The organism is Paraprevotella xylaniphila YIT 11841 (genome assembly GCF_900683745.1).
GTDB classification, from domain to species: domain Bacteria; phylum Bacteroidota; class Bacteroidia; order Bacteroidales; family Bacteroidaceae; genus Paraprevotella; species Paraprevotella xylaniphila.
Genome location: NZ_LR215980.1, coordinates 3,746,488 through 3,770,659 on the forward strand (window position 1 = coordinate 3,746,488; position 24,172 = coordinate 3,770,659).

Genomic DNA, 24,172 nt, shown 5'->3' on the forward strand with positions numbered 1-24,172 from the left:
TTAATTCTATTTTTTTTCGGGTTGTAAAGGTACTAAAGAAATATATAATATATTCGTTTTTTTCTGTTAAAAATGAAATTGCGTCCTAAAAAAGCAAAAAATACCTATCCTTCATTGTCAATAATGAAGGGTAGGCAGGTATGTGTACCGTTGTGGCAGGCGGTAACGGCTTCGCGAGAATTCAACCTGTCAATAGAGGTCTTCCCCAAGACCTCCGGCTCCGCAGATGTCTATCGGAACCAGTTCCATGAAGTCAAGCGTGAAATCAGAAGTTTCGCTACTGGTCAATACGGAGCGTAAACGCACGGAGTGGTGGGTATTGGGTTTTACTTCCACGTTGCAGATTTTGCGGCGCAGCAAGTTTACTGAGTTATAATAAATGGTACATGTGTTTGCGCTGTATCTCGGTGCGTCGTTCCCGTCATTACCGAAGAATACGCTTTTGGGAGCACTGTAATAACCGTTGTTCTTCATGATTCGGGCGTTTTCTTCCAACTCTTCCGTGGTATAGATTCCACCGGCATTCTCGTCTTTGTTGCGCCAACCAGCCCATCCGTTGTAGAGACCACCGATACTTCCGTCGTTTCCGAAAATGCGCATGTCCATGGGTAGACCCTGTGGAATACCGTCCACGTAGACCTGGCCGATGCCACGGGATTCCAAAGCAGTGTACCCCAACCGCAGTTCGTATGTTCCGGGCGGCACGCTCGGCAGGCGGAACGTGATGTCGTAGCTTGTTCCCAATATGCCTACCACGTCCCCGCCCATATTAGACCATTGTACGATGGGACGCTCCAAGAAGAATATGGTGTTTTCACTGAACTTCACGTTCTTCAGGTAACCCGGTGGGAGATAATAATTGTGGCCTCCGGCTTCGGTTCCCTCTTCGCTGTTGTCCCCGGCGTTGTAACCCTGAGTGGGGTTTCCGCAAAGGCGGATGTTGTTGGTGGTCAGTTCCGGCCACAAGGTCAGTACGTCAATGCGCATGCGTGTGTTCATCACCTTGTTGCGCATGGTCTGGTCGTAGGCCAACACGTCATCCACGTAATAATAGGCCACGTTCAATGAAAAGTTGTCCGCATTTTCAGGAGTTGTCAGGTGGGCGCCGCGGATTCGTTCGTAATTGTTATAAGCACAGGCTTGGCTATGGTTGATGTAGAAGTCCCGTTCATATTCCACCGCCGGGTCGATTGTGCTATACACTTTTTCCAGTTTGATGGTAGAGAAGTCGAGCATCGTTCCCACCCATTCCGTCGGGTCTGCATAGGCCGTGTAGATTTGCCAACAGTTGATAAGTTTGGCTGTGCTAGTGAACAGGCGGTCGAGGATGTGGTAGGAAAGGAACATGTTCAACGGGTTATGCCGGCTTTTCAGGGAGGATTTGTTCCAATACAGCTCCTTATAAGTCTTGCCGGTGGCAGGGTCAGTCTTGTCCAATCCGAAGATGCCGGCTGAAATGTTGTCATCGTACTTTTCTACGGCCAAGTCGTACAGTGCATCAATCTTTTGGTCCATGGTCATGCTTTCGTTGAAACGGTCGGAGTATTTTTCGTAAAGAACCTTGTCCGGTACGATAAAAAGGGTAAAACCGCTATAACGATGGTCGGGGCGTTTGCCCACGTAGTCCTCGTTCCCGATACGCATGCTTTGCGTGAATGGGGCATAATTGTTTTTCCACACTTCGTAATCGTCGTCACGGTAACGGGAGAGCGAATCGAGCAAGGCCGTCCGTTTGAGGGCTTCATAGAAAATGGTGAAGTCCTGGTGGTTATCGTCCAACAGGCTGGCTCCGAGACTGGTGTTGGGCACAATCACCTTGTCCACGGGATGCACCACGCCGTTTTCCACGGAGTCGTTCTTCAATTCGTTGATGATGGCGGCACGCCGGTTTATGACGCTGAGTGTCATTCCGTTGGCATCAACCGTGTCTTCGTCGGTCACGATGATTATGGGCAGGTCAAGTTGGTTGCTTTCCTGATGCGTTTTGGACAAGTTGTATGTATACAAGGTACGCTCCACCAAACAAGCTTTGACGAGTGTGTCGCAATATGATGCCGGGATGTCCTCGACGGAGGCGTATCCCCTTTCTTTCAGGAAATCTTCCACGCCGGAGTTCACGGGCGGGAACAGCGTCCTCGCTCCCCTGCTTGCCAGCAAGTCCATTCTTCCTGCCCTCTCCACTATACGCCTGAATTGGCTGAAATCTTCATGGTTGTTCAGGAAGTCGCTCATCATTTCTCCCGTGAATGTGTAATAGCTGTCGGCGGCAAGGTCGTCATTGCAACCGGAAAAAAGGGGTATCTGTACGACCGAGAGCAATAGGGCGCATAGGGATATCCAAGATTTGAATTTGTTTTCCATAATCTTAAAATTTGTAAGAATAAAAATTAGATTAATTCACTCTTGATTTCTTGTCAGATATGCAAAGGTATAAAAAGCTACACTAACCAGAATAGGATGATATTATCCGAAACTTGGATAATAAATGCAAAATCTTGTTCATTATGTCGGACTTAAGTGAAAGGACGCTGAAAGCCGCACGCCAATGACATAGGGTCGTAATGGTGTGCGGCTTTAAACCAAAGATATTTTAATCAGCCTTATTAGTAAAGGTCCTCTCCAAGACCTCCGGCTCCGCAGATGTCTATGGGTACAAGTTCCATGTAGTCAAGGGTGAAGTTTCCACTTTCGCTACTAGTTAGTACAGAACGCAAGCGTATGGTGTGGTGTGTATTGGCTTTTACTTCCACATTGCAGATTTTACGGCGCATTAAGTTATCTTGGTTATAATAAATAGTACAAGTATTTGCGCTGTATCTTGGCGCGTCGTTACCGTCATTTCCGTAGAATACACTTTTGGGAGCACTGTAGTAGCCGTTGTTTTTCATTACCCGGGCATTTTCTTCCAGCTCTTCCGATGTGTAAATACCACTGGAATTTTCTTCTTTGTTTCTCCAACCTTTGCCCCCGTTATAGAGTCCGCCTACTCTTGCGTCACTTGCACTATAGCGCATATCCATTGGGATACCTTGTGGAATGCCGTCCACGTAGACTTGACCGATGCCACGATCCACTAAGGCACAGTAACCTAAACGAAGCTCGTATGTTCCGGGCGGTACGTTCGGCAGTCGGAATGTTACATCGTAACTTGTTCCCAGTATGCCTAATACATCTCCACCCATGTTGGACCAATATACGATGGGGCGCGATATGAAGAATGTGGTATTGTCGCTGATGGACACGTTTCTTAGATAACCGGGTGGAAGGTAGTAATTGAAGCCGCCTGCTTCGGTTCCGTCTTCACTGTTGTCACCAGAATTATAAGCTTGTGTAGGATTCCCGGCCAAACGGATATTATTATTGGTCAGTTCCGGCCAAAGTGTCATGAAATCAATGCGCATGCGTGTGTTCATCACCTTGTTGCGCATGGTTTGGTCGTAGGCCAACACGTCGTCCACGTAATAATAGGCCACGTTCAATGAAAAGTTGTCTGCATTTTCAGGAGTTGTCAAGTGGGCGCCGCGGATTCGTTCGTAGTTGTTGTACATGCAAGCTTCGCTATGATTGATGTAGAACTCGCGCTCGTACTCCACGGCCGGATCGATTGTACGGTACACTTTTTCCAGTTTGATGGAGGAAAAATCCAGCATCGTTCCCACCCATTCCGTCGGGTCGGCATAGGCCGTGTTGATTTGCCAACAGTTGATGAGCTTGGCCGTACTGGTGAACAGGCGGTCGAGGATATGGTAGGACAGGAACATGTTCAACGGGTTATACCGGCTTTTCAGGGAGGATTTGTCCCAATACAGTTCTTTATAAGTCTTGCCTGAGGCGGGTTCTGTCTTGTCCAGCCCGAAAATACTGGCAGATGTGTTGTCGTTGTATTTTTCTACGGCCAAGTCGTACAGTGCATCAATCTTTTGATCCATGGTCATATCCTCGTTGAAACGGTCCGGATACTTCTCATAAAGCACCTTGTCGGGCACGATGAAGAGGGTAAAACCGCTGTATCGATGGTCGGGGCGTTTGCCCACGTAGTCCTCGTTCCCGATGTGCATGCTTTGTGTAAATTCTTTATAGTTATTTTTCCACACTTCGTAATCATCATCGCGGTAACGTGACAAGGAATCGAGCAGGGCCGTCCGTTTGAGGGCTTCATAGAAAATGGTGAAGTCCTGGTGGTTATCGTCTAACAGGCTGGCTCCGAGACTGGTGTTGGGCACAATCACCTTGTCCACGGGATGCACCACGCCGTTTTCCACGGAGTCGTTCTTCAATTCGTTGATGATGGCGGCACGCCGGTTGATGACGCTGAGTGTCATTCCGTTGGCATCGACCGTGTCTCCGTCGGTCACGATGATTACGGGCAGGTCAAGTTGGTTGCTTTCCTGATGTGTTTCGGACAGGTTGTATGTGTACAATGTCCGTTCTACTAGGCAGGCTTTGACGAGCGTGTCGCAAAAAGATGCCGGAATGTCCTCGACGGAGGCGTATCCCCTTTCTTTCAGGAAATCTTCCACGCCGGAGTTCACGGGCGGGAACAGCGTCCTCGCCCCCCGGCTTGCCAGTAAGTCCATTCTTCCTGCCCTCTCCACTATACGTTTGAATTGGCTGAAATCTTCATGGTTTTCTAAAAAGTCGCTCATCATTTCTCCCGTGAATGTGTAATAGCTGTCGGCGGCAAGGTCGTCGTTACAACTCGGAAATAAAGTCGTTAGCATGAACGAGAACAACACCGCACCCATAGATAAGATGGGGCTGATTTTATTTTTCATAACCTTAAATTTTAATATGTTGAAAATAAAAATTAGATTAATATAGTTTTAAAATTTTTTATACAAAGATATGAAAATAAACATCCATAAAATAGGATTATGTTATTCAGAAATTGGATAATAAATGCCAATTTGGAAAGGAAAATTAGGGGGATTTCTCATGCGCTCTTCCCAAAGAGGGTTGCAAAAAAGTCTTTCATCTTTCAGGATATGTGGTAAACGACTATCATATAATATATTGTGAACTGAAAGATTAAATACCTATCTTTCAGTTTCCTTTCATGGCTGAAGGTCGTCAAACGTTCTGCGTCAAACGATATTTCATTCTCAGCCAAATGATTTTTCATTCTCAGCCGATTGGTTTTCCGTTCTTTTCCAAAAGAAATGAAGCATGGCTGAAAGATGACCGGAACAACTTTCAGTTTATAATAATTTGATTATTATATATTTATATTGTGTACTGAAGGATGAAGCAGGTTTTTTGGAAAATTCCAGTGTAGGGGGATGTCCCCCGATGGCTTGCTGTTACCCAAAATGGAGTTAAGGGTTGTGTTCGTAAAAAACGAATGCCGCACACCTGCGGTAATGAATTGCGAAGGCGTGCGGCATCCAGATGTTTAAAAGTTTTTTTTACAACTTGATGGCCTGTGCTTTTCCGTTGTAACGTACGGAACGGCTAAACTGGGTCGGTTCTTTGTCGCCCGAAGGGGATTGGCGGTCTACTACGAGGATACGGAAGTTACGTTTCTTCAACATTCCTTTGTATTCGCCTTTACGGTCATCTATGGTCAGTGTGCGGGTTGCGTCATCCCAATGGAAACGGATTTGGCTGAAAGCTCCTTTTTCATAATTGTAATTGTCGCCTTCGTCTTCATAGAGGGTGAACTCGCCGTCGGCTCCCGGATAGATACGGATTTCCAAGTTGTCCCACTTCTTTTCGGATGTGTATTGCACTGCAGGGCCGAAGGCCATGATGGAACCGGCTTTCACGTACACCGGCATGATGTCGATGGGGCATGGCATATTGACCGTTTGCCCTCCGGCATGCAATTCGTTCGTCCAAAAGTTGTACCATTTGGCACCTTGGGGCAGATAGACTTTTACATTCTTCACGGCCTTGGCCACATCGGGTACTGAAGTGTATCCCTTTTTGGTCTTGGGGTCTAAATAGGTGTAAAGTGAATCTGTAACGGGCATCACGAGCAGGTTGCGGCCAAACATGTATTCATTGTCGGTCCGGATGGCTTTCTTGTCTTTGGGGAAATCCATAACGAACGGGCGCATGATGCTGCCGTTATTTTGGGTGGCTTCACCGCAAAGGCTATATATATAAGGCAAAAGCCGGTAACGCAGTTCAACGAAATCTTTTTGGACATCGTAGGCCCAATAGCCCGGTTCACCGAACTTGTAGATTTCGCTTTCCATGGGCGAAGAACAGTGGTTACGCATGATAGGCATGAAACAACCCCATTGCATCCAACGGACTTGCAATTCCTGCATGGCCACGTTGTGCCAGTCATTGTTATATTCCCAACCGAAGAAACCTCCTATGTCCGTGTTCCAGTAAGGGATACCGCAAAGCGAGTAATTTAATCCGCCCGCAATTTGGGCACGCATGACATTCCATTGTGAAGACACATCGCCGCTCCAACAGAATGAGCCGTAACGCTGTTGGCCAAAGTATGAGGAACGGGTCATGAGGAACAGGCGTTTGCTGTCCGATACGGCACGTTGGTGTTCGTATACGCCTTGGTTGCTGACAAGCGGGAAGGCATTGTGCACGCTACGGAAAGTGCCGTCTGCCGTAGGAAGGCTGAATTCTTTCTCACCCATGTCAAAGCGGTCCGGTTCCGTGGAGTCCGTCCACCAGGCATCAATGCCCAAGTCGTAAAGGTTCTTCAGGTAACGCCAATACAAATCCCGTGCCTTGGGATTGAAGGGGTCATAGGGGTGTACTCCGGCATTACGTGGCCATGTCTCGAACTTTAATAACGCATTCATGACATCCAGTTCCTTGTATTGGTCTGTCCAAGGTCCGAAGCTAGCCCATACGGAAATCATCAGGTGGGCGTTGTTCTTGTGCACATATTCCACCATTTCTTTGGGGGTCTTGATGCGTGGCTCCGGATATTTGGCATTGGGATCTTCGCCGTTAGGCAAATATCTCATCCATTCCGGGTCTCCCATTTTGTTGATGTAGCGCGGGTTCATGAACTTCATGGCATTCCAATTGGAATCGCATCCCCAGTATTGCCAGTCTTGCACGATACCGTCCAAGGGAATCTCCAAATCGCGGTATTTGTCCAATACACCACACAGTTCATCGGGGCTTTTGTAACGTTCACGGCATTGCCAGAATCCCATGGTCCAGAGTGGAAGCATGGAGGCTTGTCCTGTCAGCTCACGTACGCCGGCAATGACACCGTCTTGTGTGCCGTCTTTATAAATAATGTAATAGTCGCTCATCAGTCCGGCTTCGCTGTTGAAACTGGTTTCCTGCGGTGTGTCGGAGAAAAGGGTAGGTGACGGGTTGTCCCAATAGAGGCCGTAACCTTTTTCCGACGTGATGTAGGGGATACATATGCGAGTGTTTTCATTACGTAGCATCAGTTCTTGGCCGCGTTGGTTCAACTTGCCTGTTTGTTGTTGTCCCAGTCCAAAAATGGTTTCGTCGGGTTCGAGCATGAAACGTTGCGTCACGCGGTAACTGGCATGAGGGCCGTCTTTGCATGGAATGAAGTTCGTGCCAAATTCTTTTTCCTGTATCAATAAGTTGCCTTGGAGGTCTTTAAATGTGATTTTGCCGGAATTCTTATCCATGATGACTTCTAAGTTTTGGGTTTTCATGGATAAATTGCCGCCCTGTTCCGTATAGGAAATATCTATGTTTTCCGGTGTCTTGATGACCGGATAGCTTTTTTTGTCGGGCATTTGGCGTGCGGGGTACTTGATAACACGCACGATGGCGTCGGAATAGAAACGTATTTCTTCCGTCACATCTTGTGTGCGGATGAAATTTTTTGCGCCTTCCGCCGTTCGTGTCACCTCTTGTGCGTGCAGGCAGGCCATGCAAGCCAAGCCATAAAATGTCAATAAGGTTTTTCTCATGTCTTGAAAACTTTTAAAGTGAATGTTGATGGTGCAAAGTTATTCCAGAACAGATAAAAACCAGTAACAATTATGTTGAAACGTGTGGTAATTATGTTGATTCTTGCTCTTTTTCGGCGTATTCCGAAGGTCGGCAGCCAAATTCTTCCTGGAAACATTTGCTCATGTAGCTGGCCGAGCTGAATCCTACTTGTTCTGCTATGTCTGCCATGTTCATCCCCCCCTTTCGGATGAGGTCTGCGGCTCGCCGCAGACGAATGCTCCGGATGAACAGGCTAGGCGATTTGTCTATTAACGTATTTAATTTTTTATACAATCCGCTGCGTTCCATGCATAGGTCTTTACTAAGCTGCTCTACGGTGTATCCCGGGCTGTTCAGGTGAGCCTCAACCAAAGCTACGGCCTTGTTTAAAAAATCACTGTCATTGGCGCTGATAGGTGGTTCTTCTTTTTCTTGTGGTTTGTTGTCGCGTGTATTGGCTATTGAGGCTTGTTGTTCGTAACTGTCGCACCGTTCGATAAGGTGTTGGATGCGTAGGAGAAGAATGTCTTCTTTGTGCCGGCGCAGGATACGTCGTTTGGTCTGACGTATATATAGGCGTATTCCGATGGCTGCCAATAGCAGGAGTAGGATGGCATAACTTGCGTAAGCCCAACGGGTAAGCCACCATGGGGCATGGATCGTGAATGTGACATCCGTGACAGGGCCATCCCAAAGGTGGGATTGTGTGGAAGCCATGACTTCCAGGCGGTAGTTTCCGGGTGGGAGAAGGGAAAAGGTCAGATGCAGGTTGCCTTTGTGGTCTATGATACTGCTATTGGCTTGCGGGCGTACTATATGCCATGTGGAGTCACCTTCGTGGATGAGACGGTAACGGTAATAGGTGTGTGTAGGCCAGGCATAGTTCAGGGCAGAAAAGTCGAAGCCGATGTGGTTCTGCCTGTAATTGAACTCGAAATGTTTGACGTAGGGCGGGGCTTGTGGAAGAAGAGGATGCGTGTGGGTGGAATCCTGTGAGATGTGTACTGGCTCTCCGTACAAAGACAGACTGATGAGAAGGGGGAGGAAATCCTTGCGGGGGATTTCCACGCTGTCGGGGTGGAACATCGTCCATCCGTTCACTCCCCCCATCAAAATGCTTCCGTCCGGCAAATTTTGTACTTCTTGGTTACGGTACTCCCCTTTGAGCGTTCCGTCTTCCTGCCGGTAATTGGTAAACCATGCCGAATCTGCGTTTTCGTTGACGGTCAGGCGCGAGATGCCATCACTTGTGGACAGCCATATTTGCCCGTGCCCGTCTTCCGTGATGGCATGGATGAAGTTGTTGGGTAATCCGTCTTCCGTATAGAATGTACGGTATTGGTCTTGTCCGGGGAAGAAAAGGCGCAGCCCGTCCGGCGTGCCGGCCCATGTCCGCCCGTGGCGGTCGGTATGCACGTCATTGTACTGTTGCCCTTTGAAAATGGGCGGGCGTCGTGCCCGTTGTCTTGTAGCCGTTTTCAGGGAATCCTCAAATGGCAGTTCTTCCTGCGTGGCCGTGGAGATGAATTTGAAACGTTCGGGGTGGGTGTAGAGTATGCCACGGTTTCCTGTGCCCAACCAAATGCCCTGTTGGCGGTCTTGGTATATGGTGTTGAGGTCGGTCTGTAGTTGCTTGCCGTCGGTCGTACGGAGGCTAGATTGGAAATGGGCTTTGCCGTTGGCCAGGTTGATGGCCCAAATACCGTTCAGGCTGCTGATGTAAGCCATTTGGGGAGATGGGACTATCAACGTGTGCAAGGGGCTTTGGGTATCCAATAATTGCTTCCATGTGCGCGATTTTGGGAAAAAGGCGAACAATCCGGACTTCATGCCGCTCCTGACTTGGTAGAAGTTGCCGTCAGGTCCCTTGACCACGAGCGAGGTGCGGCCGTAGTTTGCATGTTCGCTTTCCGGATAAGCCGTTGCCCGGTAAAGCAGTTTACCTTGGTTTTGTGAGTAGCAAAGCACTTCCCCGGAACTGGAAAAAAGGTAAATTCGTCCGTCCGAGACTTCAACGTCCTGCAACTCGCCGGCATCTTTCGGGAGTAAAAGGTAACGTTTCTTCCGGGTTTCCCAAATTCCTTTGGAAGAGACCAACCATAATCCCTTTTCGGAGTCCACGAACAAGTCGTTTACTTTTTCCCGTATCCCCGTTTCTGAGAAAACCTGTTCCGGTTGCTTGAGGTACCGTTCATGCCGGAGGTCGAGGCACCATGCTTTGCCGTAATCCTTTACCCAAAGTCTTTCATGGTCGCCTACATATACATGGTAATGCCCATGGTAACCGTCGATGGCATACACGTCGGAGTCGTTCCGGTGTATGTAATGGAACCGCATGCCGTCGTATAGGTTGATGTTACCTAATGTCGTGAAGACCATCCGTCCGTCCGGCAGTTGCAGGATATGTTGCACTTGGTTGTCGCTTAGGCCGTCCGACGCATCCAACCGGCTGAAAACGTACGGAAGGGCATTGGCGGGAAGACAGGCGAGGAAGCAAATGAGCAGGACGGGATAAAGCAATATATGTTTCATGATGCTCAGATATTGATTTTCACTACGCCGCCGTAGGATGTCAGATGCTTGAAACCGTCTTCCAACGGGATGGCACCGGCATAAACTTGGGCACAAATCAGTACTCCGCCGTGGGCGAAGATGGCTACACGCCGGTAGTCCTTCCTGTTCAGGTCGTCCAAGAAGGCTGCTACTCGGGCATAAAGGTCGCGGAACGATTCTCCGCCTGTGGTCGGTTGGTTCAGGAAGTCGTCGTACCAAAGTTGTAACCGTTCGTCGATGATGTCATCGAAACGTTGCATTTCCCAGTCGCCCATATTCATTTCTTTCAGCCGTTCGTCCCGTTCGGCAGCGGGATAACCGCAGAATGTGGCTAACTTGGCCGCCCGGCTGAGCGGACTGGTGTACACGTGGTCGAAAGTGAGGTTGCCAAGCCGTAGTCGGGTGGCAGTGGCTTCGCGCCGGAATGTGGCACGGAGGGGAACATCCGTAAAACCGTAGCAAGTGCCGCGTGGGACGTCTACTGAGGTATGTCGGGCTAAATAGATTTCCATGACGGGATTATATGAAATGGTAAAGTATGACAATAGATAAATAGAAACTCAACTCACAGAGCAAGAACAAGGCACCGCAACAGTCGCCCGTATAACCTTGCAACCGGCGTTTCATCCAGCCGGTGAGCAGAAGTTCCGTAACCGGGGGAGCCAGAAAAGCCCAGAAAGGGAAAACGGTCGGGCCGGACAGGAGCCACGCTACGCATGGGACAAGGGCGAGCAGGCAACGGAATACGTGGCTAGCGATAGCCTGTTTATTCCAGACGGAGTAAACGACCCCCGCTTTGGCTTGTTCTGCCGTCCGGGCGTAGGGGAGTTGCAGGATGATGAAACTGCTGCATGCTTTGGCATACACGTCGGCTGTGAAGATAATGGCCGGAGCCATACAAAGCGGCAGAGCCGAGACCAGACTGATTAGCAGTCCGATGTAGAAGACCAGTCCCAGGACACCATACGTACCGATATGGGAATCCTTCATGATGGCCAATGTACGTTCGCGTGTGGTACCTCCGCCGAATCCGTCACAGAAGTCAGCCAATCCGTCTTCATGCAAGGCACCGGTAAGCCACAAGCGTGTGCCTGTCGCTGCCAAAGCAGCCGTGGTGACCGGTAGAATCCCTGAAACAAGCCAGAAAACGAGAGCGGCCGTACCTCCCGTGAGCCAACCTGCGAACGGCCAGTAGTCTACCACGTGTTTGAAACACTTGGCGTCCACTTGCCGGATGCGCCAGAAAGGCAGGCGCGTGAAGAAAATCAGTGAAGCCCATAGTCGGTCTGTCATAGTGGGATGCGGGATTAAAAGTATTTGGTAATGTGAGCGTTTTCGAAGTTGTTCATTTCGTTGAGCATGCGGACGGCGGATTGCAAGAGCGGATAGGCGCACAAAGCACCTGTGCCCTCACCGAGGCGCAAGCCTATCTGGAGCAGCCCTCGGGCATGCAAGGCTGCGAGCATCCGCCGGTGTCCGGCCTCGTCGCCTTCGTGGCAGAACACGGCATAGTGGCGTATGGCCGGATAAAGCCGTGAGGCCATCAGCATGCAGGCCGTCATGATGAAACCGTCCACCAGAATCACCATGCCCAATTCGGCGGCACGCAGCATCGCACCGATGGCCGCCGTCATTTCGAAGCCGCCGAACCAACGGAGCATTTCCGTGGCGTACTGGGTTGAACAGACATCGGCATCTTGCAGGTCGGGATGATGGGCGCGGAAATGCTGTACGGCATTTTGCAGGACCTCGTATTTGTGGCGGATACCGGCATTGTCCAGTCCGGCTCCTGCCCCCACGCACATTTCCAACGGCGTGCCGGTCAGCAAGTGCATCCAAATGGAAGAAGGAGAGGTGTTGCCAATTCCCATTTCGCCTATGCTGACGACGTTACAGCCCCGTTCGTGGCATTCTGTCACCATGCGGGCACCGGTTTCTATGCATCGGTCCGTTTCCTCTTCCGTCATGGCCGCTTCGTGAAGGAAGTTCCGTGTACCACGTGCTACTTTACAGTCGATGATGCCGGGATAGGAATGCAAATCGTAGTCCACTCCCATGTCTATCAGGAACAGGTCGAAACCGTGTTGGCGGCAGAACATATTTACTCCGCCTCCCCCGTGGCTGAAGTTAATCATCTGTTGCCAGGTGATTTCGCGAGGGGATATGCTGACTCCTTCGCGTTCGATTCCATGGTCGGCACCGAACAGCAGGTGGCAAGGGTGGCGCAATTCCGGTGAGAGCGTGTGTTGTATCAGGCCGATTTGCAGGGCTAATTCTTCCAACCGTCCCATCGACCCTTTCGGCTTGTTCAGGTTGTCTATTTTGTTTTGCAGGGCAGGGCGCAAAGCCTCGTCCGGAGTCGTAATTCGGAATGTTTTCATGTTCATTTGATTTTCACAGGGATACCGCTCACCATCAGGTAGACCTCATCGGCCTGGGACGCTACGAATTGGTTGGTCCAACCCAACAAGTCGGTAAAGCGGCGTTGCACTTCGTTAGTCGATACGCCTCCCATCCCGATTTCGTTGGTTACGAATATGAAAGTCGCCTCCTGCGAAGTGAAGCGCAGGAATTCTTCTTTCACGGCTTGCAGCGTCTCCTCTACTTGCCGGATTCCGGCTTGGGCCTGTCGGCTTTCCACGGTGTCGGAGGGATTCGGAACCCGAGAACCCGGCTGCGGCGTATAGTCGAAAAAAAAATTCGTGGTCCACAGCGTGACGCAATCCACCAACACCGTCCGTCCCCTCAGGTCGTGGCGGCTCAGGTATTTTTCTTCCTCAATGTTGGTCCATTGCGGGCCTCGCCGTTCGCGGTGGATATGTACGCGTTGGCGGAACTCCTCGTCCCAAATGCGTGCCGTGGCCATGTAAACAGGCTGTTCGGACAGTCGCAGTGCCAACTGTTCGGCATACATGCTTTTACCGGAGCGTTCTCCTCCTGTAATCAGAATAATTCTTTTCATGTCCGCAAAGATAGCCATTTATTTTCCTATTCATGTCCGTGGTTATTGGAAATCGTTCCCTTTTTCAAAAAAAGTCCAACCGCAGGTCCGGACGCTTGTAGAGTGGGTCCGGGCTTGCGGTTGGGTATGGAGCCTTCGGGCGTTTTTTATTTGATGTTTTCCCGGATACGTGTCAGGTAGCGGTTCAGCCCTTCTTCGTCGCGCTCGTCGATGATGTGGATGAGGCTTTTCAACTCTTCGCGGATGCGCTCCACATGACTTTTGGTACGCGGGTTGAAAAGGATTTCCCGAAGGAGGCAGTCGTCTTCGCTCAGCACGCCCTGGGCTATTTTCAGATGGCGTTTGAATGTCGTGCCCGGGGCATCCTGATGTTTCATCACCGCAGCGAAGGTGAAAGTCGATACGAAAGGAATACTGAGCGAGTAGGCCATGGTCTCATCATGTTCCTCGAACGAGTATTCGCAGACATGTAATCCGAGCCGACTGTATAAGTCACGGAAAAAGATGCGTCCCATATAGTCGCCTTCGTTGATGACAATGGCGTTCTCGTGGTTCAGGCTGCCTAAGTTGGCAAACGTGGGGCCGAACATGGGGTGTGTGCTGACATAACGCATGCCTGCACCTTCATAAAACTCCTTGAATCCCGTTTTGACGGACGAAATGTCGCTCAGGATACAGTCTTGAGGCAGGTGGGGAATCACTTGTCGGAAGACATCCAGTGTATATTTCAGTGTCACGGCATTGATGACCAGTTCGGGGCGGAATGCGTCTATTTCGTCCATCGAGGTGAAACGTTGCGTATTGTACATGAACCGTAGCCGTTTGGCATCGATGTCGTATACTGCCGTCTCATGGTCGAAACTCAGCAAGTCCACGAAGAATGAGCCCATTTTCCCGGCTCCTAAAATGAGTATTCTCATGATGTTTGTTCTTTTTGTCCGTGCTTACTTGTTAATGATGTCCATTTGTTGGCGTACGCTTTCCTCGTGGATGGCTTCATAGATTTTCCTGACGAAATCTGCGTCCATTCCACAGAGTACGCCTTGCGCCCCCCGTTTGTCAAGGATTTCAGAGTAGCGTCCGGTTTGCACCACGGCCATGTCGTGTTCCTTTTTATAGGTCGCGATTTCGCGGCTCACACGCATCCTGCGGGTCAACAGGTCCATCAGGTCATTGTCCAAGGTATCTATCTGTTTGCGCAGGGCTGACAGGCTTTCTGTCATTTCCACGTTCTCGCGTACCACCAGACGGTCAAGTATGAAGTCGAGCACATCGGGCATGACTTGTTGTTTGGCGTCGCTCCATGCACAATCCGGGTTACAGTGGCTTTCTACTATCAATCCGTTGAAGCCCATATCCATGGCCTGTTGGCAGAGCGGGGCAATCAAGTCGCGGCGTCCGCCGATGTGGCTCGGGTCGCAGATGAGGGGCAAGTTGGGGAAACGGCGGTGCAGTTCGATGGGGATGTGCCACATGGGAGCATTGCGGTAGATTTTCTGGTCGATGCTGGAGAATCCGCGGTGGATGGCCCCCAAACGGGTGATGCCTGCCCCGTTGATGCGCTGTAAGGCTCCTATCCAAAGTTCGATGTCGGGATTCACCGGATTTTTGACCAAAACCGGGATGTCCACACCTTTGAGGGAATCGGCCAGCTCCTGCATGGCGAAAGGATTAGCTGTAGTACGTGCTCCGACCCAAAGTAAGTCCACTCCGGCTTTGAGAGACGCTTCCACATGCTTGGGCATGGCCACTTCGGTGGCTATCAGCATGCCGGTCTCTTCCTTGACGCGTTGCAGCCAGGGTAATGCCGTCTCGCCCATACCTTCGAATCCTCCCGGTTTGGTACGCGGCTTCCATACACCGGCACGGAATATCTTGAATCCTTTTTCGGCCAGTTGCCGGGCGGTGGCCATGACTTGTTCCTCAGTTTCGGCACTGCAGGGGCCGGCGATGACGAGTGGTCGCTTGTTTTCGTCTATTCCCGGAAGGTTCAGGGAAGTTAATCGTAAATCGTCCATATCGTTATGTTTTTAATTCAATGCTTTTTGGTGCTTAAAATACTTTTCGGATACGTTCCAAAGCTTCGGCTATTTTCTCTTTTTTGGCGCAAAGCGAAATCCGGATATACCGGTTACCGTTACTGCCGAAGATGAATCCCGGCGTGATGAAGACCCGTGCCTCGTGCAGAATCTTCTCCGTAAGTTGTTCCACGTTGTCGCAACTTTCCGGGATGCGCCCCCAAAGGAACATGCCCACTTGCGTCGGGTCGAAGGTGCAGCCCAGTGTGCGCATGATTTCCTCGGCCAGTGCCCGGCGTTCGGCGTACACGTGTATGTTGGCTTCTTCGTGCCATTGGGCATCGTTCCGGTAGGCTGCTGCTGCTGCGAGCTGCATTGGGCGGAAGGTTCCCGAGTCGATATTGCTCTTCACTTTGAGAATCCATTGCACGAATTCCGCGTTCGTGGCCAACATGCCTACGCGCCAACCCGGCATGTTGTGGCTCTTGCTCATGGAGTTGAACTCGATGCAGCAGCGTTTGGCGCCAGGGACTTGCAGGATGCTGAGCCGTTCGTGGTTCAGGATGAAGCTATACGGGTTGTCGTTCACGATGACAAGGTTGTGGCGCAAGGCGAAGTCTACCAGTTTTTCGTACGTTTCGCGCCGGGCGTTGGCACCCGTCGGCATGTTGGGATAGTTGGTCCATAGGATTTTCACGCCCGTCAGGTCCATTTCTTCCAAGGCTTTGAAGTCGGGTTGCCAACCGTTTTCGGGCTGCAAGTCATAATAGGTGATTTGTTGGCCGAGGATTTTGCTGAGCGACGTGTAGGTGGGGTATCCCGGATTGGGCACCAACACGCGGTCGCCCGGATTGGCCAGGGCCAACGTGACGTGGAGTATGCCTTCCTTGGAGCCGATAAGCGGCTGTATTTCGCAGGCCGGGTCCAAATCCACGTCGTACCACCGTTTGTAGAAATCGGCCATGGCCCGGCGCAGTTCGGGGATGCCCGTTGTGGGTTGGTAGCCGTGTGCGTCTGCATGTCGGGCTTCTTCGCACAGCGTTTCTATGGTTTGGGGCGAAGGGGGCATGTCCGGACTTCCGATAGCCAGGCTGATAACGTCCTTACCTTCGGCGTTCATGCGTGCCACTTCTTTGAGTTTCACTGAGAAATAGTATTCCTGTACGGAACTCAGCCGTTCGGCTGGCTGTATGCGGAATTTATATAGTTTGTCTTCCATCTTGATATTCTCCTAATATTTTGAGTTCTTTGGTCAGCGGGGTAATGGCATCTATGCTTTGTGAATAGCGGGTATAATCGTCGAAGCCCAAGTCTACGTAAAACATATATTGCCACTCTTTTCCCACGAGGGGGAGGGATTGTATTTTGGTCAGGTTCAATTTATAGAAAGAAAGGATGGACAACACCTGCGAGAGCGAGCCTTCTTCGTGGGGAAGGGTGAATACCAGGCTGGCTTTGTTGGTCTGGCGTATATCACGCAGCAGGTTGGCGCGTTGCGGTTGGCTGAAGACCAGAAAACGGGTGAAATTGTGTTTGTTGGTCTCGATGCCTTCTTCCAATACTTTCATGCCGTACAGCGGGGCTGCGAATTTGGAACAGATGGCGGCTTGTCCGCGCAGTTGTTCCCGGCTGATGATTTCCGCCGAGCCGGCCGTATCTTCTCCTTCCACGACTTTCAGACGAGGATGCCGGGCCAGGAATTCGCGGCATTGCATCAGGGCTACCGGATGGGAATGTACCTCGGTGATGTCCTCTATGTTGTCGTCCGGGAGGCAAAGCAGGCTGTGGGAAATGCGCAGCTTATGCTCGCCTACGATGGTAAGTCCACTGTCGCAAAGCAACTCGTAATTGTGCAACAGGCTGCCCGCTATGGTATTCTCGATGGCAGCCATACCGAGTACCGTACTGTCGTCCTTTACCGTGGCAAATACTTCTTCAAAGGTGGAGCAGCAGATAAGTTCTATGTCCTCTTTGTCGAAGAAGTAGTGGGCGGCCATGTCGTGGTACGACCCTTTGATACCTTGGATTGCAATTCGTTTCATTGTTTTTGTTTTGTCGTTTTTACAAAAAAGTCCCGCTTCGGTGGGAAGCGGGACCTCATGTCTTATTGGATTAGTATAATTCTCTGTTTGGTACACATACGAACTCCCGCTTCACTTTATGGCTAAAGTAAAAGTAAAAGAAGAAATAAAAATATGTGTTGAATAATTCTTTCATCTTCGTATTTTTGAATCTGTTGCAAAATTAGGGATTTTTTCATTCCCGGCAAATGTTTTCGCCGCTTTTTTCCTCTTAAACGGGAAAAATGTGAAAGAATACCTGATTTTGATTACATTTAGAAACCGTAAGGGTTACGGTTTTTGTATTGTCCGTTCATCTCTTGTTCTATGTTGCTGAACTGTCCTTCGACGGCCTTGGCTGCTTCCGGAGAGGTTTCCAACGCTTTTTTCAGGTCATCGGTCGCCCCGGCCTTGTCGTTGAGCATCAGTTTGATGCGTCCGCGTTCTTTGTATCCTTCGCTGAAGTCCGGCATGAGTTCCACGGCTTCGTCCAGTGTGGACAGTGCCCGGTCGAGCTGACGGTTGGCGGCGTATGCCGTGCTGAGTCCCACGTACGCTTCTCCCATTAGAGGGTTTTGCGTTTTCACCTTATTATAATAGGTAATGGCTGTGGGAGCATCCCCTTGCTGCAGTCGCAGTGCGGCTTTCAACATTACGGCTTCTTCGGGTGCAGGTCGTGTTTCCTCGCTTTCAAGTAAGTGGTCGATGTCGGCTTCGGCTTCTGTCAGGCTGCCCATGGCGCGGAGGATTTCTGCGCGCAACAGGTAAGCTTCCGTCAAATGGCCGTCCTGTACGATGGCTTGTGTCAACAGGGCCACGGCGTTCAGTTCGTCGTGCAAGGCATGTTTGGCTTGGGCCGAGCGGTAGAGCGCTCCGGCATGGCAACTGTCGATTTGCAAGGCGGCCTGGCAATCTTCGTCCATGCGCGTATAATCCTGCATCATTTCATCGGCACGGGCCATGGCCAACCGTACGCCGATATGGTCCGGCAGTTCTTCGGCCAGTTTTGCCAATATGCTCCGGCCTTCTTCAGCCTGTTTGTCGGAGAGCAAGGCTTCGGCCAGATAACTTGCGGTTTCGGAATCGTTCCGGAGGGCAAGTGCTTCGCGGAAACAACGTATGGCATATTTGACCTCCCCCATTTTACAGGCGCGTACACCGTCATATTTCAGTACGTTAAAATCCCGCTCGCGGCGTTTCTCGGTTTTTTCTTCCGGGGACTCTTCCCGGGCGCCGAACAATGTTTTTAGAAATCCCATTTTATTCTCGTTTTTTTCTGTGCGCAAATATACTAAAATTGCTTAAAATAACGTACATTTGTACGATAAATCATGTTTAAGCGTTTAGACTTTACTAAGTTTGCTTTTGGAAAAATAAATGGAATATGTGTGGAATAGTCGGATATATAGGTAAGAGAGAGGCTTACCCCATTTTGATAAAAGGACTTAAGCGTCTGGAGTACCGTGGTTATGACAGTGCCGGCGTGGCTTTGATCAGTAATTCGGGAGATTTGAATGTGTATAAGGCGAAAGGCAAGGTCAGCGATTTGGAACGCTCGGTGGAAGCAAAAGACGTGAGCGGGCATATCGGTATCGCCCATACGCGTTGGGCCACGCATGGCGAACCATGTGCAGAAAACGCCCATCCCCATTATTCGGCATCGGGCAACCTGGCGCTGATCCATAACGGCATCATCGAGAACTATGCCACGTTGAAGGAACGTTTGCAGCAACGCGGCGTGAAGTTCCGCAGCCAGACGGATTCCGAAGTGTTGGTGCAGCTCATTGAATATATCCAGGTGAGCAATGATTTGGATTTGTTGGGTGCCGTGCAAGTGGCCTTGCATGAGGTCATCGGTGCCTATGCCATCGCGATATTGGACAAAAGGCATCCCGAACAAATCATCGCCGCACGCAAGAGCAGTCCGTTGGTGGTGGGCATCGGGCGCGACAATGAGTTTTATCTGGCCTCGGATGCCACCCCTATTGTGGAATACACTGACAAGGTGGTGTACTTGGAAGACGGGGACATCGCCGTCATCCGTCCCGGAGACGAGCTGAAGGTGGTGGATATGGACAACACGCGCATGCACCCTACGGTGAAAACGGTGGACATCAATCTTGGCCAACTGGAAAAGGGAGGCTATCCGTATTTCATGCTCAAGGAGATTTTCGAGCAGCCGGATTGCCTGCTTGATTGCATGCGCGGGCGCATCAACATAGATGCCGACAACGTGACGCTTTCGGCGGTCATCGACCACAAGGACAAGTTGTTGAGCGCGAGCCGTTTTATTATCGTGGCATGCGGAACGTCATGGCATGCGGGGCTTATTGGCCAACAACTTATCGAGAACTATTGCCGTATTCCCGTATACGTGGAATATGCTTCAGAGTTCCGCTACCGTAATCCCGTCATTTTGCCTACCGACGTAGTGATTGCCATATCGCAGTCCGGCGAGACGGCCGACACGTTGGCCGCCATCGAACTGGCACGCAAGCAAGGGGCGTTCGTGTTCGGTATCTGTAATTCCGTGGGTGCTTCCATACCTCGGGCCACGCATACCGGGGCTTACATCCATGTGGGGCCGGAAATAGGCGTGGCTTCTACAAAGGCGTTCACGGGGCAGGTGACGGTATTAGCCATGTTGACGTTGGCTTTGGCCAAGGCGCGCGGGACGATTTCGCAGGATGAGTATGTCAAGATGGTGCGGGAGTTGGTGGCCATACCCGAGAAAATGAAAGAGGCACTAAAGGCTAATGAACAGATAGCCCAGATGGCCAAGATTTTCACCTATGCGCACAACTGCCTCTATCTGGGGCGCGGCTACTGTTATCCTGTGGCGCTCGAGGGCGCCTTGAAGTTGAAGGAAATTTCTTATATCCATGCCGAAGGCTACCCGGCTGCTGAGATGAAGCATGGTCCCATTGCGCTCATCGATTCGGAAATGCCGGTGTTTGTCATCGCCACACGCAACGGGATGTACGAAAAGCTCATCAGCAATATCCAGGAGGTAAAAGCCCGTCAGGGACGTGTCATTGCGCTCGTGACGAAAGGCGACACGAAGATACGGGATTTGGCGGACGAGGTGATAGAACTTCCCGAGACAATGGAATGTTTCGAGCCGTTGGTGGTTTCCGTCCCTTTGCAGTTGTTGGCCTACCATATAGCCGTATGCAAGGGCAAGGATGTGGATCAACCACGTAATTTGGCCAAGTCGGTCACGGTGGAGTAATCGTATTTCGGCTTATTTCGTTTTCTGGTATTTTCGTAGGAAACTTATATACAAAAATCAATCTGCGCCAAACGTTTTTTCAATCTCCTTTGATTGATTTTTCGTTTGGCGCAGATTGATTTTTCATTCTCCGCAGATTGATTTTGAGGATTCAAATGCTTGAAAATCAAATGAGATTCTGTTTTTATGAATCTTTACGTTTTTTCTGTCTTGGGATGGCTTTTACGGTTTGTCCTTCGTGCAGGAAGCCATGTTTTCCGGTATAAAGCCCTTTGTGCCCGTTGGTGAACTGTGTTGGGCGCGTACACACCGTTAATTTTTGTTCTTCCGCTTGCAAAAACGATGGACTTTTACGAACTTTAATGTGAAATCGGATGGCATTTCCCCGTGGTAGAAGGCAAGGAAATGCGGGACCGGTTCTTTAAAAATAATCACAACCTAAAAAACTTAATTTACAGTTTTTCGACATGAAAAGAAAAGACTTATTGTCAATGTGTCTATGCTTGTTGGCTTTTGCGAGTGGCGGGCAGGCTAAAAGTGTGTCTACACGTATTAATTTGGGGGATACTCCATGGAAATTTACGAAAGTGGTGCGTCAGGAAATCAATTTGGCGAAAGACGCGCAGGTGTGTTTGGACGGAAAGTCCGTTCCCGTGGTTCACGACGGTGATATCCATTCGGACTGGAAACTTGGAGATGCTCCGGAAGGAGGAATATGGAGCGTGGATTTGGGCAAGTCCGTTTCCTTATCTTCTGTGAAACTGTGGTTCGACACGGACCGGACGAGGTTTGCAGAGGTCAAGTTGGAAGTATCCGCCGACGGTAGTACTTGGCAAACCCTTTCGGAAGGAAAGAAACTCTGTGTGCTCCATAAAGAGGGCGACTTTACGACCGTGGGGCATACCGGAACGGTGGGGTATACCGAGACGGTGACGGCTACTTATTTGAATTTGAAAGTTAAGGGGACGGCACGTTATGTGCGTTTTTCCGGATTGAAATGCAAGGCAGAACAGGGACAGGATGTGCCTGTAACGTTGAGTGAAGTGGAAGTGAACCCTAAAGCAGGGCAGGATTATGAACAGGCCGGGGCCATGGCTTCGCTTTCGTTCGACGATACCGGATGGCAGACGGTAGGGATTCCTCATTGTTATAATGAGCAGGACACTTATTTGAATACCAGTACGGGAGAGCGTTGTTGGCGTGGAGAAGCGTGGTATCGTAAGAAAATAACCATAGACGAAAAAGACCGTGGGCAGATGTTCTTCTTGGAGTTTCAGGGAGTGAACATAGGGGCAACGGTGTATGTGAACGGAACTCCGATAAGAAGCAATACAAAGGTGAAGCAGCCGGAAGCTGTGACCCATGTGGGGAGTGCATTGCCTTTCGTGGTGGACATTACGCCTTATTTGCGTTATGGAAAAGAGAACCAGATTGCGGTAAGGGTGTCCAATGCCGAGGGCACGTTTTTCACTTGGCCCGGTTTCGGGACCAACGAAGGCTTCGGTCAGGCCATGGGAGGTATCGTCTGCCCCGTCTACCTGCACAAGAAGAACAAGGTGCACATTCCTTTTGATTCTTATTCTCCTATGGGCAAGTGGGGAACTTACTTCGGGACGGTGTCGGCTACCAAAGACAAAGCCGAAGTACGTTTTCAGGTGAACGTGGAGAATGCGGGTACGGAAGCGTGCGACGTGGAGCTGCGCACATATCTGAAGGATGCGAAAGGCAAGACCGCTTTGGCTTTCAAGGACACACGTCGTGCCGCAGGCGGTCAGACCGTATTGTTTGACCGGACGGGAGTGGTGGAGCGTCCCCGTTTGTGGTATCCGATAGGGACTTCCGGTACACCTTATTTATATAAGGTGGAGAATGAAGTTTACGTGGACGGACGACTGGTGGACAGGCAAAGCCGTCTGTGGGGCATCCGGCAAATCACGTGGGACGAGGATTTTTGCTATGTCAACGGTGAGAAATGTTTTTTGCGCGGCTTCGGTTACCGGAATAATTACCCGGGATTGGGGGCCGCTGTCCCTGCGGCTTTCTGGTGGAATGACATGGCCCGGATAGCGCGGTGCGGCGGCAACACGCTGCGCGTGGGGCACCAACCGCCTTTTCCCGAAGTGTTCGAGGCTTGCGACCGCTACGGCATCTTGTTGGTTGTCAACAGCGGCGACAATGAATGGGCGTTGAAGGACGAACCGGCTATTACTTACAAAAGGGAGTACGACCGCGATGTGATGGTGGCCTACCGGAACAATCCGTGCGTGGTCATTTGGGAGTCGAATAATGGTTTGGCGTACGATGGGGAGAAATACCTGCCGTCTTATACGCTGGAACAAGTGAAGAAATGGGATTACATCCAACCGCGTCTCGTGCAGAACCGCGACGGTTACCCACCGGAGTGGGACAAGAACGAACCGGTCGTGATAGGTTATACAAACCGTTATGAGAAAGTGGAAGGAAGTCCTTCGTGGAATACGGAAGTCTACGGGACGAACTGGTCGGGCTTGCCCAGTTGGTGCATCGCCCGTTTCGACTACGATAATGAAAAAGAGTTCTCGATGGACTATGTGAATAATTATTTTGATAATATGGACAAACGCGCATGCGGATGGATTAATTGGATGTTGGCCGAGACGTATGGGGAGGGGTACACCATTTACCTCAACGGCATGCGCAACCAAAAGAGCCTTGGTTCGTGCGCCATGGACGGCAACCGCTTCCCGAAATTGCTGTACCGGATTTTCGAGAAAGCCGTTTGGGTGCCTTTCGACGAGCGTCCCGGTGTGGCCTTGCAGAGCCATTGGAACTTCCGGGGATTGCAGGACGTGGATGCGTGGAGCAACTGTCCTTATGTGGAACTCTTCGTCAACGGGGTATCCCGTGGGATTGTGGAACCGGAGGCGCGGACGCGCCGCTGCACGTGGAAAGGCATCCTATGGGAGCTGGGTACGGTCAAGGCCGTGGGGTTGGACGAACGGAAACGTCCCGTTTGCGAGGATGAGATCGCCTCTGCCGGCGAGCCGTACGCTTTGGAAGTGGAAATCGAAGAACCGACACCAAAACCGGACGGGGAAAGATTTGAATTGAAAGCCAATGCTTCGGATGCTTTCATCGCTACGGTGCGCGTGGTGGACAAGGATGGGCATTGGTGTCCTTTTGCCGACAACCAGTTGAAGTTTGAAGTGGAAGGCGAAGGGGTGTACAAAGGTTCTTACAATTTCTATGTCACGGAAGGAAAACCTTTGGAATACCATGCCCCGGGCGATACGGAGTTGCAGGCCGAAGGTGGTTTGATGCGCGTGGCGGTGCGGACGACGTTTAATCCTGGAAAAATTACGGTTAAAGTATCTTCGGGCGGGTTACGTTCAGGAGAAGCATCCGTCTGGTCGAAGAAGATTTAAGTATGGCACATTGGGCAAATATGGCCTTCCGTTCCTGT

Annotated in this window: 15 protein-coding genes; 2 read left to right on the plus strand and 13 right to left on the minus strand. The window is 50.6% G+C overall.

Annotated elements, in window-relative coordinates:
• Positions 1-189 precede the first annotated feature (189 nt).
• The 13 genes from E0E47_RS15795 to E0E47_RS15860 all read right to left on the minus strand — a co-directional run bounded on the left by E0E47_RS15795 (position 190) and on the right by E0E47_RS15860 (position 18,757).
• On the minus strand, positions 190-2,361 hold the full coding sequence (locus E0E47_RS15795) for a fasciclin domain-containing protein (RefSeq protein WP_130894135.1): 2,172 nt from the start codon (positions 2,359-2,361) through the stop codon (positions 190-192).
• Between the two features lie 242 nt (positions 2,362-2,603).
• Positions 2,604-4,775, minus strand: a complete 2,172-nt coding sequence (locus E0E47_RS15800; protein WP_130894136.1) for a fasciclin domain-containing protein — start codon at positions 4,773-4,775, stop codon at positions 2,604-2,606.
• Between the two features lie 630 nt (positions 4,776-5,405).
• Positions 5,406-7,883 (minus strand): glycoside hydrolase family 31 protein, encoded by a 2,478-nt coding sequence (locus tag E0E47_RS15810; RefSeq protein WP_130894137.1) that lies wholly within the window; start codon positions 7,881-7,883, stop codon positions 5,406-5,408.
• Between the two features lie 91 nt (positions 7,884-7,974).
• Positions 7,975-10,437, minus strand: coding sequence for a helix-turn-helix domain-containing protein (locus E0E47_RS15815; RefSeq protein ID WP_172604723.1), 2,463 nt, complete (start codon positions 10,435-10,437; stop codon positions 7,975-7,977).
• 5 nt (positions 10,438-10,442) lie between these two features.
• Positions 10,443-10,970, minus strand: coding sequence for an alpha-ribazole phosphatase (cobC, locus tag E0E47_RS15820; RefSeq protein WP_008624358.1), 528 nt, complete (start codon positions 10,968-10,970; stop codon positions 10,443-10,445).
• A 7-nt stretch (positions 10,971-10,977) separates the two neighbouring features.
• Positions 10,978-11,751: an adenosylcobinamide-GDP ribazoletransferase gene (cobS, locus tag E0E47_RS15825; protein ID WP_130894138.1), complete on the minus strand. Its 774-nt coding sequence runs from the start codon at positions 11,749-11,751 to the stop codon at positions 10,978-10,980.
• Positions 11,752-11,765: 14 nt separating this feature from the next.
• Positions 11,766-12,839 carry a nicotinate-nucleotide--dimethylbenzimidazole phosphoribosyltransferase gene (cobT, locus tag E0E47_RS15830; RefSeq protein ID WP_040602450.1) on the minus strand — a complete coding sequence of 358 codons (1,074 nt, stop codon included), beginning with the start codon at positions 12,837-12,839 and terminating at the stop codon, positions 11,766-11,768.
• 2 nt (positions 12,840-12,841) lie between these two features.
• A complete protein-coding gene (cobU, locus tag E0E47_RS15835) occupies positions 12,842-13,420 on the minus strand; it encodes a bifunctional adenosylcobinamide kinase/adenosylcobinamide-phosphate guanylyltransferase (RefSeq protein WP_172604724.1) in 579 nt (192 codons plus the stop codon).
• Between the two features lie 146 nt (positions 13,421-13,566).
• Positions 13,567-14,340 (minus strand): prephenate dehydrogenase, encoded by a 774-nt coding sequence (locus tag E0E47_RS15840; protein WP_008624366.1) that lies wholly within the window; start codon positions 14,338-14,340, stop codon positions 13,567-13,569.
• Between the two features lie 24 nt (positions 14,341-14,364).
• Positions 14,365-15,438 carry a bifunctional 3-deoxy-7-phosphoheptulonate synthase/chorismate mutase type II gene (locus E0E47_RS15845; protein ID WP_008624367.1) on the minus strand — a complete coding sequence of 358 codons (1,074 nt, stop codon included), beginning with the start codon at positions 15,436-15,438 and terminating at the stop codon, positions 14,365-14,367.
• A gap of 34 nt (positions 15,439-15,472) precedes the next feature.
• Complete coding sequence (locus tag E0E47_RS15850) at positions 15,473-16,657, minus strand: pyridoxal phosphate-dependent aminotransferase (protein WP_130894139.1); 1,185 nt, start codon at positions 16,655-16,657, stop codon at positions 15,473-15,475.
• Positions 16,638-17,480, minus strand: a complete 843-nt coding sequence (locus tag E0E47_RS15855; protein ID WP_021980905.1) for a prephenate dehydratase — start codon at positions 17,478-17,480, stop codon at positions 16,638-16,640. The genes E0E47_RS15850 and E0E47_RS15855 overlap by 20 nt, the downstream gene beginning before the upstream one ends.
• A gap of 293 nt (positions 17,481-17,773) precedes the next feature.
• Positions 17,774-18,757, minus strand: coding sequence for a tetratricopeptide repeat protein (locus E0E47_RS15860; RefSeq protein ID WP_130894140.1), 984 nt, complete (start codon positions 18,755-18,757; stop codon positions 17,774-17,776).
• Between the two features lie 125 nt (positions 18,758-18,882).
• Here E0E47_RS15860 and glmS point away from each other — a divergent pair, with 125 nt between their 5' ends.
• Positions 18,883-20,730, plus strand: a complete 1,848-nt coding sequence (glmS, locus tag E0E47_RS15865) for a glutamine--fructose-6-phosphate transaminase (isomerizing) (protein ID WP_008624375.1) — start codon at positions 18,883-18,885, stop codon at positions 20,728-20,730.
• 467 nt (positions 20,731-21,197) lie between these two features.
• Positions 21,198-24,134, plus strand: coding sequence for a DUF4982 domain-containing protein (locus tag E0E47_RS15870; RefSeq protein ID WP_130894141.1), 2,937 nt, complete (start codon positions 21,198-21,200; stop codon positions 24,132-24,134).
• The last annotated feature ends 38 nt before the right edge of the window (positions 24,135-24,172 follow it).

Coding starts and splice junctions, on each gene's coding strand:
- cobS (WP_130894138.1), bottom strand. CDS start 11,751: ATGACAGACCGACTATGGGCTTCACTGATTTTCTTCACGCGCCTGCCT.
- E0E47_RS15800 (WP_130894136.1), bottom strand. CDS start 4,775: ATGAAAAATAAAATCAGCCCCATCTTATCTATGGGTGCGGTGTTGTTC.
- E0E47_RS15870 (WP_130894141.1), top strand. CDS start 21,198: ATGAAAAGAAAAGACTTATTGTCAATGTGTCTATGCTTGTTGGCTTTT.
- E0E47_RS15845 (WP_008624367.1), bottom strand. CDS start 15,438: ATGGACGATTTACGATTAACTTCCCTGAACCTTCCGGGAATAGACGAA.
- E0E47_RS15850 (WP_130894139.1), bottom strand. CDS start 16,657: ATGGAAGACAAACTATATAAATTCCGCATACAGCCAGCCGAACGGCTG.
- E0E47_RS15855 (WP_021980905.1), bottom strand. CDS start 17,480: ATGAAACGAATTGCAATCCAAGGTATCAAAGGGTCGTACCACGACATG.
- E0E47_RS15795 (WP_130894135.1), bottom strand. CDS start 2,361: ATGGAAAACAAATTCAAATCTTGGATATCCCTATGCGCCCTATTGCTC.
- E0E47_RS15860 (WP_130894140.1), bottom strand. CDS start 18,757: ATGGGATTTCTAAAAACATTGTTCGGCGCCCGGGAAGAGTCCCCGGAA.
- cobC (WP_008624358.1), bottom strand. CDS start 10,970: ATGGAAATCTATTTAGCCCGACATACCTCAGTAGACGTCCCACGCGGC.
- cobU (WP_172604724.1), bottom strand. CDS start 13,420: ATGAAAAGAATTATTCTGATTACAGGAGGAGAACGCTCCGGTAAAAGC.
- E0E47_RS15815 (WP_172604723.1), bottom strand. CDS start 10,437: ATGAAACATATATTGCTTTATCCCGTCCTGCTCATTTGCTTCCTCGCC.
- E0E47_RS15810 (WP_130894137.1), bottom strand. CDS start 7,883: ATGAGAAAAACCTTATTGACATTTTATGGCTTGGCTTGCATGGCCTGC.
- glmS (WP_008624375.1), top strand. CDS start 18,883: ATGTGTGGAATAGTCGGATATATAGGTAAGAGAGAGGCTTACCCCATT.
- E0E47_RS15840 (WP_008624366.1), bottom strand. CDS start 14,340: ATGAGAATACTCATTTTAGGAGCCGGGAAAATGGGCTCATTCTTCGTG.
- cobT (WP_040602450.1), bottom strand. CDS start 12,839: ATGAAAACATTCCGAATTACGACTCCGGACGAGGCTTTGCGCCCTGCC.